10 protein-coding genes are annotated in these 14,149 nt (G+C 66.4%); 6 read left to right on the top strand and 4 right to left on the bottom strand.

Annotated features, from left to right (window positions below):
- Nucleotides 1-32: 32 nt before the first annotated feature.
- Both PX52LOC_RS05775 and PX52LOC_RS05780 read left to right on the top strand, forming a co-directional pair.
- Nucleotides 33-500 (top strand): hypothetical protein, encoded by a 468-nt coding sequence (locus PX52LOC_RS05775; protein WP_149109199.1) that lies wholly within the window; start codon nucleotides 33-35, stop codon nucleotides 498-500.
- Between the two features lie 106 nt (nucleotides 501-606).
- On the top strand, nucleotides 607-1,095 hold the full coding sequence (locus PX52LOC_RS05780; protein WP_149109200.1) for a hypothetical protein: 489 nt from the start codon (nucleotides 607-609) through the stop codon (nucleotides 1,093-1,095).
- A 116-nt stretch (nucleotides 1,096-1,211) separates the two neighbouring features.
- Here PX52LOC_RS05780 and PX52LOC_RS05785 read toward each other — a convergent pair whose 3' ends face one another.
- On the bottom strand, nucleotides 1,212-1,613 hold the full coding sequence (locus tag PX52LOC_RS05785) for a VOC family protein (RefSeq protein ID WP_149109201.1): 402 nt from the start codon (nucleotides 1,611-1,613) through the stop codon (nucleotides 1,212-1,214).
- A gap of 176 nt (nucleotides 1,614-1,789) precedes the next feature.
- Here PX52LOC_RS05785 and purN point away from each other — a divergent pair, with 176 nt between their 5' ends.
- Together purN and PX52LOC_RS05795 are read left to right on the top strand one after the other, a co-directional pair.
- On the top strand, nucleotides 1,790-2,377 hold the full coding sequence (gene purN / locus PX52LOC_RS05790) for a phosphoribosylglycinamide formyltransferase (RefSeq protein ID WP_246173658.1): 588 nt from the start codon (nucleotides 1,790-1,792) through the stop codon (nucleotides 2,375-2,377).
- Between the two features lie 407 nt (nucleotides 2,378-2,784).
- On the top strand, nucleotides 2,785-3,462 hold the full coding sequence (locus PX52LOC_RS05795) for a polysaccharide biosynthesis/export family protein (RefSeq protein WP_149109203.1): 678 nt from the start codon (nucleotides 2,785-2,787) through the stop codon (nucleotides 3,460-3,462).
- Here the strand turns inward: PX52LOC_RS05795 and PX52LOC_RS05800 are convergent.
- Nucleotides 3,443-4,348: an alpha/beta fold hydrolase gene (locus PX52LOC_RS05800; protein ID WP_149109204.1), complete on the bottom strand. Its 906-nt coding sequence runs from the start codon at nucleotides 4,346-4,348 to the stop codon at nucleotides 3,443-3,445. The two genes, PX52LOC_RS05795 and PX52LOC_RS05800, sit on opposite strands and share 20 nt — an antisense overlap.
- A gap of 113 nt (nucleotides 4,349-4,461) precedes the next feature.
- Between PX52LOC_RS05800 and PX52LOC_RS05805 the strand changes: the two genes are divergently transcribed.
- Together PX52LOC_RS05805 and PX52LOC_RS05810 are read left to right on the top strand one after the other, a co-directional pair.
- Nucleotides 4,462-5,271, top strand: a complete 810-nt coding sequence (locus PX52LOC_RS05805) for a DUF1559 family PulG-like putative transporter (protein ID WP_168218831.1) — start codon at nucleotides 4,462-4,464, stop codon at nucleotides 5,269-5,271.
- Nucleotides 5,272-5,281: 10 nt separating this feature from the next.
- Nucleotides 5,282-5,941, top strand: coding sequence for a DUF2306 domain-containing protein (locus PX52LOC_RS05810; protein WP_149109206.1), 660 nt, complete (start codon nucleotides 5,282-5,284; stop codon nucleotides 5,939-5,941).
- Between the two features lie 21 nt (nucleotides 5,942-5,962).
- On the opposite strand, the gene PX52LOC_RS05815 is transcribed toward PX52LOC_RS05810, so the two are convergent.
- Both PX52LOC_RS05815 and PX52LOC_RS43260 read right to left on the bottom strand, forming a co-directional pair.
- A complete protein-coding gene (locus PX52LOC_RS05815) occupies nucleotides 5,963-7,114 on the bottom strand; it encodes a 3-oxoacyl-ACP synthase III (RefSeq protein WP_149109207.1) in 1,152 nt (383 codons plus the stop codon).
- Nucleotides 7,115-7,214: 100 nt separating this feature from the next.
- On the bottom strand, nucleotides 7,215-14,132 hold the full coding sequence (locus PX52LOC_RS43260; RefSeq protein WP_149109208.1) for a type I polyketide synthase: 6,918 nt from the start codon (nucleotides 14,130-14,132) through the stop codon (nucleotides 7,215-7,217).
- Between the last annotated feature and the right edge of the window lie 17 nt (nucleotides 14,133-14,149).

A 14,149-nucleotide genomic window follows, 5' to 3' on the forward strand; every position in this document is an offset into this window, starting at 1 on the left:
CTTCTCTGTTTGACCTCACGAGAGACGGATCGATGCGGCGAATTGCGAAACGGGCGGCAGTGTTGGTGGCGGTGCTGGGTGTCGGGGGAGCTTCGTCCAGTTGGCTGAAATCTTCGGGGTACGACTTCTGGCAGTACTCGACTTACCGCAAGCAGTTGCAGGAAGGCGTAACCGCGTCCGAAACCCTCGACCTCCATCTTGAGGCTTCGGAAGAGCGACTGTCGCTGAAGGAAGCGGCCGTGCGGGACTTCCTCGATAACCGGACGACGTTCGCCGGCCTGATCGATCAGTTCCAGCAGGCGAACGAAAACAACGGCCACCTGGTGCGGTACATGCACGACTACTACCCCACGGCCGACGCCCGCGAGATTGCAGCCCGGAACGCGATTCTCTTTATCAGCGCCAGCCTTTCGCCGGACCTTTCCCACCGGGGAGCAATCCTGAACCAGGTGCGGTCGGAATTCGATCGCCAGTTCCCCCACGCAAACCCCGCGCTCTAGTCCGCCGCCGATCTTCACGGCGTCTTCACTCGGCCGACGGCCGAATCCTCTCAGTCGATTCGTTCATTAACGGGACCCCAATCCGGGGTTTCCTCAGGGAGAGGTCATGCCCCGTATTCGCAAGCTTCGGGTGGTGTCGGTGGCGGTTCCGGTAGCGCTGTTTGTCGTCGCGAGCACGGCTTGGGCTGATCCCCTCCTCGCCGAATCGATGGGCCTGGACGTGTGGGAAATCGGCCGGTTGGAGAACGACTTGAAGCAGGCCAACCACGAAACGGCGCGGCTGGAAACGGCGCTTCAGGACACGCAAGAGATCATGGTCTTGAACGAGATGATCCTGCGAGACGTGATCGACGGGCGGGTTGAACTCCCGGCGGCCGCGAAGCGGAAGTGGGAGGCCAACAAGTATCGCAAAATCATCCGCGAGCACCTGGACATGAATCGCACCGGGGCGAACTACGAAGAAAAGACCGCCCACGACCTGTACCTGCGTGCCATCCACGAGAGCCAAAAGCGGGCCGACCACGACGCCCTGTGCCAACGCCTTCGCGCCGAGTACCAGGCGGCCTACCACACCCTCCCGGAACTCCGGAACTGACAGTCCAACGGTCTGCCTGGAAGTACACGCCACAACGGCACGTCGTGATCCCGCAAGGAGATCGACGTGCCGTTGTCGCTTGAATGACACACCGTTTCGGCCCCGTCCTGTTCCAATCACGCGGCCTTCTTCAACGGGTGGCTGAACGACCACTCGTGGCCGAACGGGTCGACGATCTTACCGTAGCGGTCGCCCCAAAACATATCCGCGGCCGGCATCGTCACCGTCGCGCCGGCGGCCACCGCCTGGTCGATCGCCGCGTCGCAGTCCGGCACCATGAGGTGCAGCGTCACGGGCGACCCCGCCTCTGCCTTCGGGGCACGACTCTTCCCGCCGCAGTATTCCGGGAAGTCGTCGCACATAAACAGTTGAGAGTTACCGATCTGCAGGGCCGCGTGCATCAATCGCTTGCCGTCCTCGGACGGCATTCGCATCAACTCGATGGCACCGAGTGCCTGCTTGTAAAAGTCGATGGCCTGGGCCGCGCCGTTGACCACGAGATGGGGTGTGAGGGACATGGAAACTACCTCCGATAGAAACCAGGGGATCAGAACACCTGTTCAGTATCGGCACCCGCGCAGCCCGGCTTTGAGGAAATGTTGCCGGCGTGACGGAACTGCCGAACCCGAGGCTGTTCAACGGCGGTTCCAGATCGTAACCTGGGAAGCGGTACTCCGTTCTCAGGAACATCATCGTGCGCCTGGTCGTCCTCATCAGTGGGTCCGGCACCACGCTCCAGAATTTCATCGACCGCACCCGCGACGGCCGCCTGGACGCGACCATCCTCGGCGTAATTTCCAGCAAGCCCGGCGTCCTCGGCGTGGAGCGGGCGCGGGCGGCGGGGTTGCCGGTGGCGTTCGTGGAGCCGAAGCCGCGGGACACGTTCTCGGAGCGAGTCTTCGACGTGGTGCGGACCTTCTCGCCGGACCTCGTCTGCCTCGCGGGCTGGCTGCACCTCGTGACGATTCCACCGGACTTCCGCCGCAAGGTCGTGAACATCCACCCGTCGCTCCTGCCCGCGTTCGGCGGCAAGGGCATGTACGGCCATCACGTCCACGAGGCGGTGCTGAAGGCCGGCGAGCCTGTCAGCGGTTGCACCGTCCACTACGCCGACGACACCTACGACACCGGCCCGATCATCCTTCAGCGATCCGTGCCGGTGCTGTCGGACGACACCCCGGACGCGCTGGCGAAGCGGGTGTTCGAAGCCGAGTGCGAAGCCTACCCCGAGGCGATCCGGTTGTTAGGTGGCTCCAACAACCATCAGCGCACCGATACTTGAGGGCTGTTCCAACGGCGATCACGAGCAGTGAGAAATGCGGATGATGACTTCGCGAGAACTCTTTGTCATGGGCCTTGCGCTGTGCGGATTCTGCCTGCTGATGGCGGCCTTCGTCAGCATCGGTGTCTACGTCGGGACCGTAGCGGGAGGCGATAGGCGGTGGCAAATCTTCGGCGGATTTGCGGGGTTCGCCACTTTGGTGTTGTTCATTTCGAGAGTGGTATTGCGCGAAACTTCGGTTGAAACTGGCTGTCTAGTAATCATAATGGCATTTATGTTGGTACTAATCTATCTCACGCCCCTGCGGTGATTCGAGATGACTGTGTGGCAATGACATTCGGATTGACGTCTCGTCTATTCCTTGCAATCGTTAAAGTTCGCCGCCGCGGATCGCCGATGATAGCGACGTGAAGCGGTGCGTCCTCCTTCTACTCCTGGTTTCGGGCGTGGGGTGTGCGGGCTTGCCGACGCCGTCGTTGCCGCCCGCGACGCCGCCGGACGTGGCCGCGTACCGCATCGGGTGCCCCGACGTGCTCGAAGTCGGCTTCGCCGACCGGCACGAGTGGGACTGCCTCGCGGCGGTGGACGTGGACGGCTGCCTGCCCCTCGGCGACGCGGGCCTCGTGTTGGTGCAAGGGCTGACGACCGCGGAAGCCCGGGCGGCCATCGCAGCACAAGTGAAGTGCCCGCCGTCGCAGGTTTTGGTGGCGGTCGCCGTGCCGCGTTCGGGGCGGGTGTTCATCACCGGGCCGGACAACAAGCGCATCCGGGCCGTGGCCTACACCGGTCCAACGCCGGTGCTGGACTTCCTGCAAACGGCCGGCGCGATCCAACCGATGGAATCGAAGCTCAACGACGTGTACGTGGTCCGGCCGAACGTGTGTGCCGATGGGCCGCCGAAGATTTACCACGTTAACGTGGAAGAGGTGCTGCTCGACGGCGACCCGACGACGAACGTGCTGGTCCAATCGGCCGACCACGTCTACGTCGGCGAAACCCGGCGGGCCAGCTTCGTTCGCCTCCTGCCCCCGTGGGCACGGCCGGCCTACCGCCAACTCGTCGGCCTCATGCCGAAATGGGACTGACGGGGTGCTTGGCCAAGAACTCCTTCACCTTCCCGATCGCTTCGTCGGTGGCGTCTTCCAGCAGGTAGTGTCCGCAGTCTGGCCAAGTGTGCGTTTCCGCGTGCGGGAAGAGGCGCTGCCACTCGGCGAGGAAGCGCCGGTCGAAGACGAAGTCTCGCATCCCCCAGAGCAACAGCACTGGCACGCCGCGGAACTTCGGGGCCGACTCCTCGACGCCGACCACGATGTCGTACCCCGGGTCGGTCGGCTTCAGGGGGATCGTCTGCACGAACTTCAGCACCGCGACCCGGTGTTCCGGCGAGTCGTACGGCTTCAGGTACATCGCCCGCACGTCCGGTGGCAGGGACTTCCGCGTCACGCACCACTTCGCGGCCAGCCGACAGAAGGCGTTCTGCTTGAGGATCAGCCATTCGCCGAGTTTCGTGTTCCGGCCGAGCCACAGCGACCACGGGAAGCCCTTCGACGCCGGCAACCGCGTGCAGCCGGTGTTGGTGGCCACGATGCGGGCGATCCGCCCCGGGTGCCGGGCGGCGTACCCCATGCCGATCATGCCGCCCCAGTCCTGCACGACGAGCGTGATCTTCTCGGTGACGTTCAAGGAATCGAGCAGCGCTTCCACGTCGTCGATGCGGGACTTCAGCGAGTAGTCGTAGGCCGACGCCGGCGGCTTGTCCGACAGCCCGCAGCCGATGTGATCCGGCACGATGCAGCGGTGCGAGTCGCGGAGGGCAAGGACAAGGTTGCGGTAGTAGAAGCTCCACGTCGGGTTGCCGTGCAACATGACGACGGGCGGGCCGGAGCCTTCGTCGAGGTAGTGCTGCGTGTGGTTGTTGCGGGTGAAAAACCGGGAGGAAGCCGGGGGCGGGAAGTCGGAAGGCGAATTCATCCTGTCATTCTACGAACGCAAATTAGGCCGGACCGAGAAGGTTGCGACGCGACGGCCATCGACTTATGATGACGGGATCGACCGTCCCTCGTTCCGGTTCGGAGCCACCCGCCATGAACACTCACCGCCGCGGTTTGACCCTCGTGGAAGTCGTGGTGGTCATCGTCATCCTGGTGTTGCTGTTCGCAATGCTCGCGCCGGCCACCCGTCGCATTCAAGGGGCTGCGGCGCGGGCCAGGTGTATGAACAATCTCAAGCAACTTATGCTGGGACTACACAACTACGAGGCCAACGGCGGCAACCATTACCCCACGGAGGAAGTCAAACCTCTACCGACCCTTCCCGCCGGCTGCTATGGCACTCCCGATCGTGACCCGGAACAACGCCTGAGCTGGCAGGTTTCCGTCTTGCCCTACATTGAACAGGAGAGCCTGTTCCGCGAATTCGATCCGAAGCAGGGGTTCGTGCCGAGTTCCACTGCGACCCTCAAGCCGCTCGCCATCTTCAATTGCCCGGAACTGAAGCGGGACGCCGAACCGGTCACGATGTATGTGGGCATGGCCGGTCTCGGCGAAGACGCCGCCCGCCGACCAAGCGGCGACAAGAACAACGGCATCATGGGCTACGACCGAGCGTGCGCGTTCAAGGACATCACGGATGGCATGGCCAACACTGTCGCACTGGCAGAAACGAGCCACGCCCTCGGCCGGTGGGCTCAGGGCGGCTCCGGTACGGTTCGGGCGTTCGACGCGACCGACCCGACCCCATTCGGTCCGGACCGCTGGTTCGGCAGTGCGCATCCCAAGGGGTTCAACGTCGCGATGTGCGACGGGTCAGTGCGGTTCATCAACTTCAAGCAGAACGGCAAAGTGTTCGCCGATGCCGTGACCGTGGCCGGTGGCGAAAAGACCGAACTGGATTAGGACCGCCCCGATGAACGCCCCGGCCCGCCACCGCCGCTTGTTGGAGTTGGCCCGATGGGTCGCCCTGGCGTTGATCGTCAAAGTCACGGCTTCCATCGTTTCGAACTACCCGTCGTACTTCCCGCCCGACTTCGGCTCGCTCTTTCTCGAAGGGCGCGAGGGGCAGTTCTGGGGCACCTACAGTTTCTTCTTCTACGTCCACATTCTGACGGCCCCGTTCGTCTTGCTGAGCGGCACGGTTCTGCTGTGCGAACGGTTGCTCCGCCGCCATCGCGCGTTCCACACTTGGCTGGGGCGGGTCCACGTCTTCGCCGTCCTCGGTCTGCTCGTCCCCAGCAGCCTCGTCATGGCGACGCAGGCGTTCGGCGGATGGCCGGCAGGGTCGAGCTTCGCCCTGTTGTCGGTCGTGACCGGAGTTTGTGCGGTGATGGGGGTGTACCACGCCCGGAGACGGCAGTTCGCCGAACACCGGCGGTGGATGGTGCGACTTTACCTCTTGCTGTGTTCGGCGGTCGTCTTGCGGCTGATTTCCGGGACGGCATCGGTCATCGGTGTGGATGATGCCGAAGCGGCCTATCGGCTCGCGGCGTGGGCCAGTTGGATCGGACCACTGGCGGTCTACGAAGTTGTTGAAGGGCGAATGACGAAATGCAGAAGGGGAACCGCGTGAACGGCACCCCTTCATTCGCTGTCACCACTCGATCCCCAGCATCATGCAGTTGAGGCCGCTGCCGATGCCCAGCCAGCCGACGCGGTGGCCGGGTTGGAGGAACTCGCGTTCCTCGGCCAGTGCCGCCGTCAGCGGTAGCGACACGGTGCCGATGTTGCCGAGGTACGGGAACGTGCTGAAGTCCTTCTCGATCGGGATGCCGAACGCCTTCAGCATCGCGTCGCGGTGGCCCGCCCCAACCTGGTGGCAAATGACCTTGTCCATCTCCTGGCTCGTCCAGCCGAACTTCGTCAGGAACGACGACCACGTCCGGTAGCCGAGGTCGATGCCGTACTTTAGCACTTCCCCAGCGTGCGTTTCCATGAACGGCATCATGACGTGCCGCATGCCGAGGTCGATGCCCTTTTGCACGATCGCCCCGGCGTTCGAGCCGAGGTACCGCTGCACCGTGTGCGAGAGGTCGCCGCCCAAGAGGCGCTCGATCGGCGGCGGGAAGGCCGACTGGAGGCCCCACCGGCAGAGGTTGTGGTGCTGCGGGGCGTTCTTGGTCATCCCGCCGACCAGCCGGCGGCGCTTCTCCGCGGAGATGTCCTTCGACGTGACTAACACCGCGACCGCCCCGGACCCGCCGGTGAGCGTGGCCACGGACGAGCGGTAGAAGTCCATCGACTTCGTATCGACGAGGCGGTCGATGACGTTCTCGTTAATCTCGCGGGCCGTTTCGCACGACACCACGAGGCCGGCTTCCGCCTGGCCGAGTTCGATGCGGTTCGCGACTTCGGCCACGCCGTTGAGGACGCCGAGGCAGGCGTTGCTCAGGTCGAAGATCGCGGCGTCGTTGTTGAGGCCGATGTTCGAGGCGACGGCACAGGCCGTGGCCGGCTCGAATCCCTCGCGACAGACGCCGGCGTAGATGAGAACGTCGAGATCCTTCGGCGAGAAGTTGGCCCGCGAGAGCGCCTTGAAGGCGGCCGCGGTCGCGCCGTCGGACACGAGGTGGTTGCGGTCCCACCAGCGGCGCTCGCTGATGCCGGTGAGCAGTTCGAGTTGGCCGCTGGCCATCCGGTGCTCGTCGTAGAACGGCTTCAGGCGCGATTCGAGTTCGGCCGTCGAGACCACCACCGGGGGCAGTTCGTAGCCGATCGATTCGATGTGAACGCGAGAGTATCGCATGGGTGGGGGTTCGATCCGTGAAGGACACCGGCCGCTGGGTTACGAGTTTACCCCGCGGGCTGGCTCGGATTCAACCGGAACATTATTGGCACGGTCCCGGCTACTCTAGTGTGAATCCGGTCATCTGGTAGATGATTCGCCCGTCCACAATCAAGAATCCGTCGGCCGTCAGTCGCCGATGCGCTTGATCTTCAGCCGTCACTTCCAAAACTACCGTGACAACTTGATCCGTCGGCACCACCTGCCCGCGGTAGACCCACGAGTGTTCGCGGTTCAGGCCGACGGTCTGCCAGCCACCCGCCGGGGGCGGGCCGAACTTCTGGAAGGCGACGTACTTGAAGAGTTGCAGGAACGATTCCAGCCCCAGCGACCCCGGCCAGACCGGGTCCTGATAAAAGTGGGCCTTGAAGAACCAGAACGACGGATCAACGGCGATCCGCCCCTGAATCAGCCCCAACCCCTTGCAGCCGCCGGTCGGCACGTAACCCTCGATCACGTCCACCATCCGCATCATCGCGTCCGGGAACGGCGGGGCGTGCGGCAGTTTCTCGGGGCGGGTGGTTTGCTCTGCGGTCAGGTAGGGCACCTTCGCCGTCGGCATCCCGACTTGGTTGACGAGCGACTCCTTCGAGAAGAAGCCGAAGTACGTGCTGCCCTCGTACACCTTCTGCCCGCGGTTCGTCACGAGCATGTCGTAGTGCTGGATGATCATGCCGCCGGACGACGACACCTGCGTCATCTTCACGTTCGTGGTCAGGGTGCCGGTGTCCGGCGTAACCGCCACGTACTGCTTCGCCTTGCCGCCGAGGTTGCGGAACGACAGGTCGTTCAGGCTGGTGAGCGCAGAGCCGCAATAGGCCGCGAGCCACCCGCACGGCTGGAGGGCGATTTCCAACAGCACACTAAACGGCATTCGCGGGGAGCGGTTCGCGGAGAAGTACCACGCATCCGGCGGCACCGCGTACTGGGCCTCGCAACTCGCCCCGGCCTTCAGCACGAACGGCTCGCCGGTAACGGCCGTGATGCAATCGAGGAACTGGAACGGCGGCCCCGGCAGGCGGGCGAGCACGCGGCCCTCGTCGAAGACGCGGTACGGCTCGCCGAACGCCTCCGACGGCTTGCCGTTGGAGTACGCCATGATCTTCGCGGAGTCGTAGATCGCCGTTTTAGTGGAACCCGGAGCGGAAGCGACGGGGTGTGCGACTGCCTCTTCCCCCCGTCGCTTCCGCTCCGGGTTCCAAAGAGCCGTCAGTCCATCGCGCGTCAACCCGGTCATCCGCAGGGACAGGTTCGTGATCTCGACGATCGGCTTGCCGTCGGCGTACATGAGCGCGTCGGCGATGCAGAACGGGGCCGGGCCGTAACCGAATTCTTTGACGCTGATCTCGTAGGTGACGAGCTTCGTCGTTTCCAACACTTGCCCGCGGCACTTGAGGCGACTGTTCACCTCCGGCACCGGCTCGCACACGACTTGGCCGTCCTCGCCAACCCACCCCATGCGCATGAGCAGCACCCGGAGCGTGTGCAGGCAGCACTCGTACATGAGCGTGCCGGGCATCACCTTGTCGTCCACGAAGTGGCACTCGATGAACCACTCCTTCGGCCGCAGGTCGTACTCGGCCCGCACGAATCCGAGGCCGAACCGCCCGCCGACCGGGTCGAGGTCGGCCACGCGGTCCACGAGGCGCAGCATGCCGCCGGGCAGTTTCATCGGCGACTTCAGCGGCAGCTTGGCGAAGTCCGGGCCGAACGCGGTGACGAGGTCGCCCCGCCGCAGGGCTTCAACGCCCTCTTCGTCCACGGCCATCCGCCGTTGTGGGACGAGGTCGGTCCAGTCGTCCGGCCGTTTGCCCGGTGCCGGTTGGCGGTCGAGCTTCGTGTGGATGATCCCCTGCCCCGCTTCCAGGGCGGCTTGCGTGAAGAACCCGGCCACGCCGTCCTTCATGCTCAACAGCGGCTCGCCGTTGACGGTCCCCTCGAACCGGAAGCGGAACAGCCAGGCGTCGGCCTGATTGAAGAACTCGTCGACGTGGATGTCGTACTCGATCCGCTCGCCGACCGTCGGCAGCCCGCGGTGGAACGACACGACCGCGTCGAGGAGGCGGTAGACGGCGTTCCCCTTCGTGATGAAGTCGATGCCGAGGAAGCCGGAGAGGAACAAGTCGGCCTGCCCCGCCTCCACGGTGACGCTTGTCGGGCAGCGGCCCGAATCGAGATACCAGCGGTCGGGGCGCACGGTATGGTCGGTGACGACGCGGCCCGACTTCATCGACCGCGGCTCGCCGTCGATCCGCAGGACGCGGTCCACGAGCATCAGCGGCCCTTCCGGCAGCCGCACGCGCGTCGGGTGGGCGTCGATTTCCGCGAACGTCGGCCCGAGCACGTCGCCGATCTTTCCGACGGCGAAGGTGGTGCATTGCTCGAAGGTGAGCGAACGGGGAACACCGCTCGGTGGCAGGCCTTGTCCCCTCCCCACTGGAGGGTGAGGAGTATCCGCAACCGAAGACGATACGCCACCAGCATCACGCGCGTATCCCCCTGCACCAAGGGAGGAAGAAAGGCCCACTTCCAGTTGGGTTTGCACCATCAGCGCCGCCGTGCTGGTCTGCATCAGCGATTGCTGCAACGTCAGGAACATCGCGTGCGCGTCGGCTGTCGCCTGCTGCATCGCGGCGGCCGCTACCAGGAACGGCGACACGTCCACCGCCGCCGTCGGAACGACCGCCGGTCGGACCACGGGCGGCGGCGTCTGCGTGAGTGGAGCTGAATACTCCGGCACCACCGGTTCCGCCGGCGGCTCCCACGGCAACAGCACTTCCTCGACCGGCACGTTCTGCGGGGCTTCTTCGACCGGCGGCGGGGGCGGAGGAATTTCCGCGACGACCGGCTTCACCTCCGGCTGCGGTTCCGGTTCGGCATCCACTTCCACCGGATGCGGAAGGCGCACCGGCGGAGCCGTGGGAACCGTAAGCGTCCGCCGCGAACCCGTGTCGGCCGGCAGGTGGTCGACGCACGCCGACTCGCCGCCGTAGATCGCCTCCAGGTTCACCGGCACTCGCTCGGCGATCAGGTTCGCCAGCGTCCGCAGCACCAGCGACACGGCGTCTTGCCGCGGCACGCAAACCGACCGCGCGAGGTGCGGCCGATCGCCGAGGATGGCGTCGATCATCCGCGAGGTCGATGCCCCCGGCCCCATTTCCAGGAACGTCCGCACGCCGTCGCGGTACGCGGCTTCCACCACGTTCGGGAACTCGATCGTGCCGACGAGGCCGGCCGTGATCGAGTCGGCGGCGTTGTCCTCGGTCATCTTGTACTCGCGGCCCCACGCGCCGCTGTAGAACTTCACGCCGGGCGGCACGATCACCGGCAACGTGTGCAAGTCGCGGTACGCCGGCTCGACCGGCTTCCCCGCCTCGCAGTGGGCCAGCGTCACGCCGTCCAACGGCAGGAACGGCTGGCCGATGGCGAGTGCCAACTTCTCCACGTCGGCCCGCACGCCGCCGATGACACACTCGTTCGGCGTCGTCACGATCAGCAAGTACGCCCGCAGCGTCGGCCGCAGGAACGCTCGCACGGTGTCCGGGGCGGCCGTCACCAGCCCCACGGTCCAGTCGAGGAGGGCCGTCGTGCCGTAGAAGGCGCGGGCCGAGTCGTAAGGCGGCCCGAGTTCCGTGCTGAACAGCGTGGACGTTTGAATCCGCCGGTACATCTCATCGCGAGCCGTCCAGACGCGCAGGCCGAACAGCCCCGCCGACTCGCCGAGGCTCTGGCCGACCATCGCCGCCGGGTGGACGCCGCAGCCTTGCAGCAGATCGCTCGTGAGCGTGCCGAGCGTGACCTGGCCGAACAGGAAGTCCCGCGGCGTCGACTCGTCGGAGATCGCGTCGCCCCAGAACAACTGCGGGGCGTACTGCGACCGCAGCCGTTGGTTCTCGCGGTGCTGCTTCCGCAACACGCTCGGCCAACTCGCGGCGAGGTCGCGACCCATCCCCGCGAACTGATTGCCGGACCCGGGGTACACGAACGCAACCTTCCCGCCGCGGCCGATGGGGTACGGGTTGAAGAAAACGCGGTCGCGAAGGGCCGGCGACTTCGGCGGCGGCAGGACGGCGTCGCCGCGGGCGGTGACGTGCCGGAGGGCGTACTCGATCTGCTCCTTCAACTCGGGCAGAGACTTCGCCACCAGCGTGACGGCGAGTTTCCGCCGCGGGTCCGGGGCCACGCGGCGAAACCAGTCGCGGGCCAGCGATTCGATCGGCCGCGGTTGCGCCGGCAGCCACCCGAACAGCCGCCCCAACCCGTCCACGATCGCGGCCGGCGTGTCGCCGTCCACCACGAAGACCGCTTCCTGTCGCGAGCCGAGCGGTTGCCGTTGTTCCGTCACAATGCGCGGGGACGCGACGGTCGGCACGTGTTCGTCGAGAACGACGTGGAAACTCGACCCGTCCACCCCGACCGCCCCGACGGCCGCGCGGCGTGGGCCGGCGGTGCGGTCGTGCAGCCAGTACCGCGGCGTCGTCGGGCGTTCGGCGTTCGGCAGGGCTGCGTTCTCGCCACCCGGCGGCAGCACGTTCTGATAGAGCGCGAGGGCCGCCTTCACGAAGCCGACGAGCGGCGACGCGAACCCGGCGTGCCCGACTTGCAGCTTCGCCGACCCGACGACGAGCGGAACGTCGCGCTTCGTTTTTTCCAAGAGTGTTTCCAACGCCCGCCGTTCCTCGGCGTCCTCGGCCGTTTCCAGGTAGCCGATCTGCGCCGGGTCGGCGTTCGCGTCGAGGCAGGCCCGCATCAGCGACGAGGCGTACGTTGCGGCGTCCGGTGACGTCCCGCTGACACTCCCGCCGCTCGCCGACCCCACGCCGCGGATGACGGCGTACACGCGGTCGCCGTCGGCCTGCGCCGCGGACAACCGCTTGAGGACCACGGCGGCCGCGCCGTCGCAGGCCATGTGGTCGTTCGCCGCCAGTGCCCGCGGGTCGCTCGTCAGTTCCACGCCGCCGACCACGGCCCGGTCGAGTTCGCCCGCACGCACGGCCCGCACCGCGAGTTCCAGTGCCCGCCCGGCGGACGTTTCCTCGCTGCACACGGTGAAACTCGGCCCGCCGAAGTGGAACGCCCGCGCGATGCGGCTGGCCGCGATGCTGCCGAGCGCCCCCATCACGCGGTTCGCGTTCAGCGGCGGCCCGGCGAAGTCGGCGTACTCGGGGTTCGCCTGCTTCGCGGCCCACCGGATGTGGAAGTTCGTCGTGTTCAGGTCGAGGCCGAGGCCGACGAACACGCCCGTCCGCGGGTCACCGTCAGGCGGGGCGTCGTCCTTGCCGTGGCAGTCGTCGAGGGCCGCCGCAGCCGTTTGCAGCATGAGCAACTGCTGCGGCAGGAGTTCTTCCAGTTCCTTCGGCGGGATGCGGAAGCGGTCGAGCGGGACGTGCAGTTCGGGAATCGTGGTCGTCCCCGATGTGCTCACCGTGCCGCCCAGCACGAACTCCTGAAACTCCCGCAGCGTCGCGAGTGAGCCGCAGTGGGCCGCCATGCCGACGACGGCGACGGCAACCTCGGCCGCCTCCGGGTCGTCCGGGTGGCCCTCGGTCAGTTCCTTCACGCGGGCCTGCATCCGCCGCAGTTTCGAGAGCAGTTCCGTGCCCGGGATGGAGTCTTCCAGCCGCGGCGACGCCTGCCCCGACCGGGGTGCGTAAATCTGACCCTTCCACTCTTCGAGCAGCAGGTGCGCGTTCACGCCGCCGAAACCGAAGCCGCTGACGGCCGCCTTGCGCGTCTTGCCGCGCCGCTTCCACTCCTCGGCGAACGGCAGCACGCGGAACGGGGCCGTTTCGTACTCGAAGCTCTCCGGCGGCATCTCGAAGTTCGCCTGCGGGGGCAGCTTACCGGCCGCCATCGCCCGCACGACCTTCATTGCCGCCGCCGCCCCGGCCCCGGTGAGGAGGTGGCCGACCGTCGATTTCACCGACCCGATTACGCACTGCCCCGGCTTCCACCCGGGTTGCGATCGCCATAGTTCGTGGAGGCTCTCGAACTCGACCGCGTCGCCGACCGGCGTGCCGGTCGCGTGGCACTCGATCAGGTCTACCTCCGTCGGCGACCACCCGGCCTGTCCGTAGGCGTCCCGCATCGCCCGCAACTGTCCCTCGACGGCGGGAGCGAGCAGGTTGCCGACCATGTCGTTCGACAGGCCGGCCCCGGCGATGACGGCGTGAATCGTGTCGCCGACCGCGAGCGCGTCCGACAGGCGTTTCAGGACAAAAATGCCGGCCCCCTCGCCGACCACGAGGCCGTCGGCCGTCGCGTCGAACGGCGAACACCGGCCCGTCGGCGAGAGTGCCCGCAGTTGCGAGAAGCCCATCTGCGTGTACTGGCTGTCCGGCCGCGAACACCCGCCGGCGAGCATCACGTCGGCCCGCCGCGCGAGCAGTTCGTCCGCGGCGAGTTTGAGTGCGTACAGTGACGAGGCGCACGCGGCGTCGAGGGTGAAGGTGCCGCCGCCGAGGCCGAGTGTCTTCGCGAGAAGCCCTGCGGGCAGGCCGGCCGGGAAGCGGTTCAGCGGGTGCGTCGGCTCCTTCGGCGAAATCCCGAACGCGCTGCCGAGGTACTCGCGGGCGAGGTCGTTCGCCTTGTCGGTCGGCAGGCAGATGTTGCCGAGGACGACGCCGACCTTGCGGCGGTTCACGCCCTCGGTCTTCGCGCTCTTCCAGGCGCGGTTGCCCACGTCGAGCACGAGGTGGAACAGCGGGTCGAGTGCGGACAGCAGGTCGGCGGGGATGTCGAGGCCGGCGGTGTCGGCTTCGAACGGCGTGAGGTAGTAGCCGCGGGTGGAGTAGACCGCGTCCGGGTGCGGCACGCGCGAATCAAGGCAGGCGTCCGCCGGCACGAACCACCGCCCCGGCGGCACTTCCCGCGAGCAGTCGCGGGCGTTCAGGACGTTCTGCCAGAACAGGTCGAGGTCGGCCCCGCTACCAGGAAACCGGCCGGCCATTCCGACAATTGCAACGCGATCCGCGGGCATGGAGGAAGTCTCGATTG

The organism is Limnoglobus roseus (assembly GCF_008254045.1).
In the GTDB taxonomy this organism is placed as follows: domain Bacteria; phylum Planctomycetota; class Planctomycetia; order Gemmatales; family Gemmataceae; genus Limnoglobus; species Limnoglobus roseus.

What these genes read in the sequence shown, in the direction of transcription:
- PX52LOC_RS05785 (WP_149109201.1), bottom strand. Translation starts at nt 1,613, where the DNA reads ATGTCCCTCACACCCCATCTCGTGGTCAACGGCGCGGCCCAGGCCATC.
- PX52LOC_RS05800 (WP_149109204.1), bottom strand. Translation starts at nt 4,348, where the DNA reads ATGAATTCGCCTTCCGACTTCCCGCCCCCGGCTTCCTCCCGGTTTTTC.
- PX52LOC_RS05780 (WP_149109200.1), top strand. Translation starts at nt 607, where the DNA reads ATGCCCCGTATTCGCAAGCTTCGGGTGGTGTCGGTGGCGGTTCCGGTA.
- PX52LOC_RS05775 (WP_149109199.1), top strand. Translation starts at nt 33, where the DNA reads ATGCGGCGAATTGCGAAACGGGCGGCAGTGTTGGTGGCGGTGCTGGGT.
- PX52LOC_RS05805 (WP_168218831.1), top strand. Translation starts at nt 4,462, where the DNA reads ATGAACACTCACCGCCGCGGTTTGACCCTCGTGGAAGTCGTGGTGGTC.
- PX52LOC_RS05810 (WP_149109206.1), top strand. Translation starts at nt 5,282, where the DNA reads ATGAACGCCCCGGCCCGCCACCGCCGCTTGTTGGAGTTGGCCCGATGG.
- PX52LOC_RS43260 (WP_149109208.1), bottom strand. Translation starts at nt 14,132, where the DNA reads ATGCCCGCGGATCGCGTTGCAATTGTCGGAATGGCCGGCCGGTTTCCT.
- PX52LOC_RS05815 (WP_149109207.1), bottom strand. Translation starts at nt 7,114, where the DNA reads ATGCGATACTCTCGCGTTCACATCGAATCGATCGGCTACGAACTGCCC.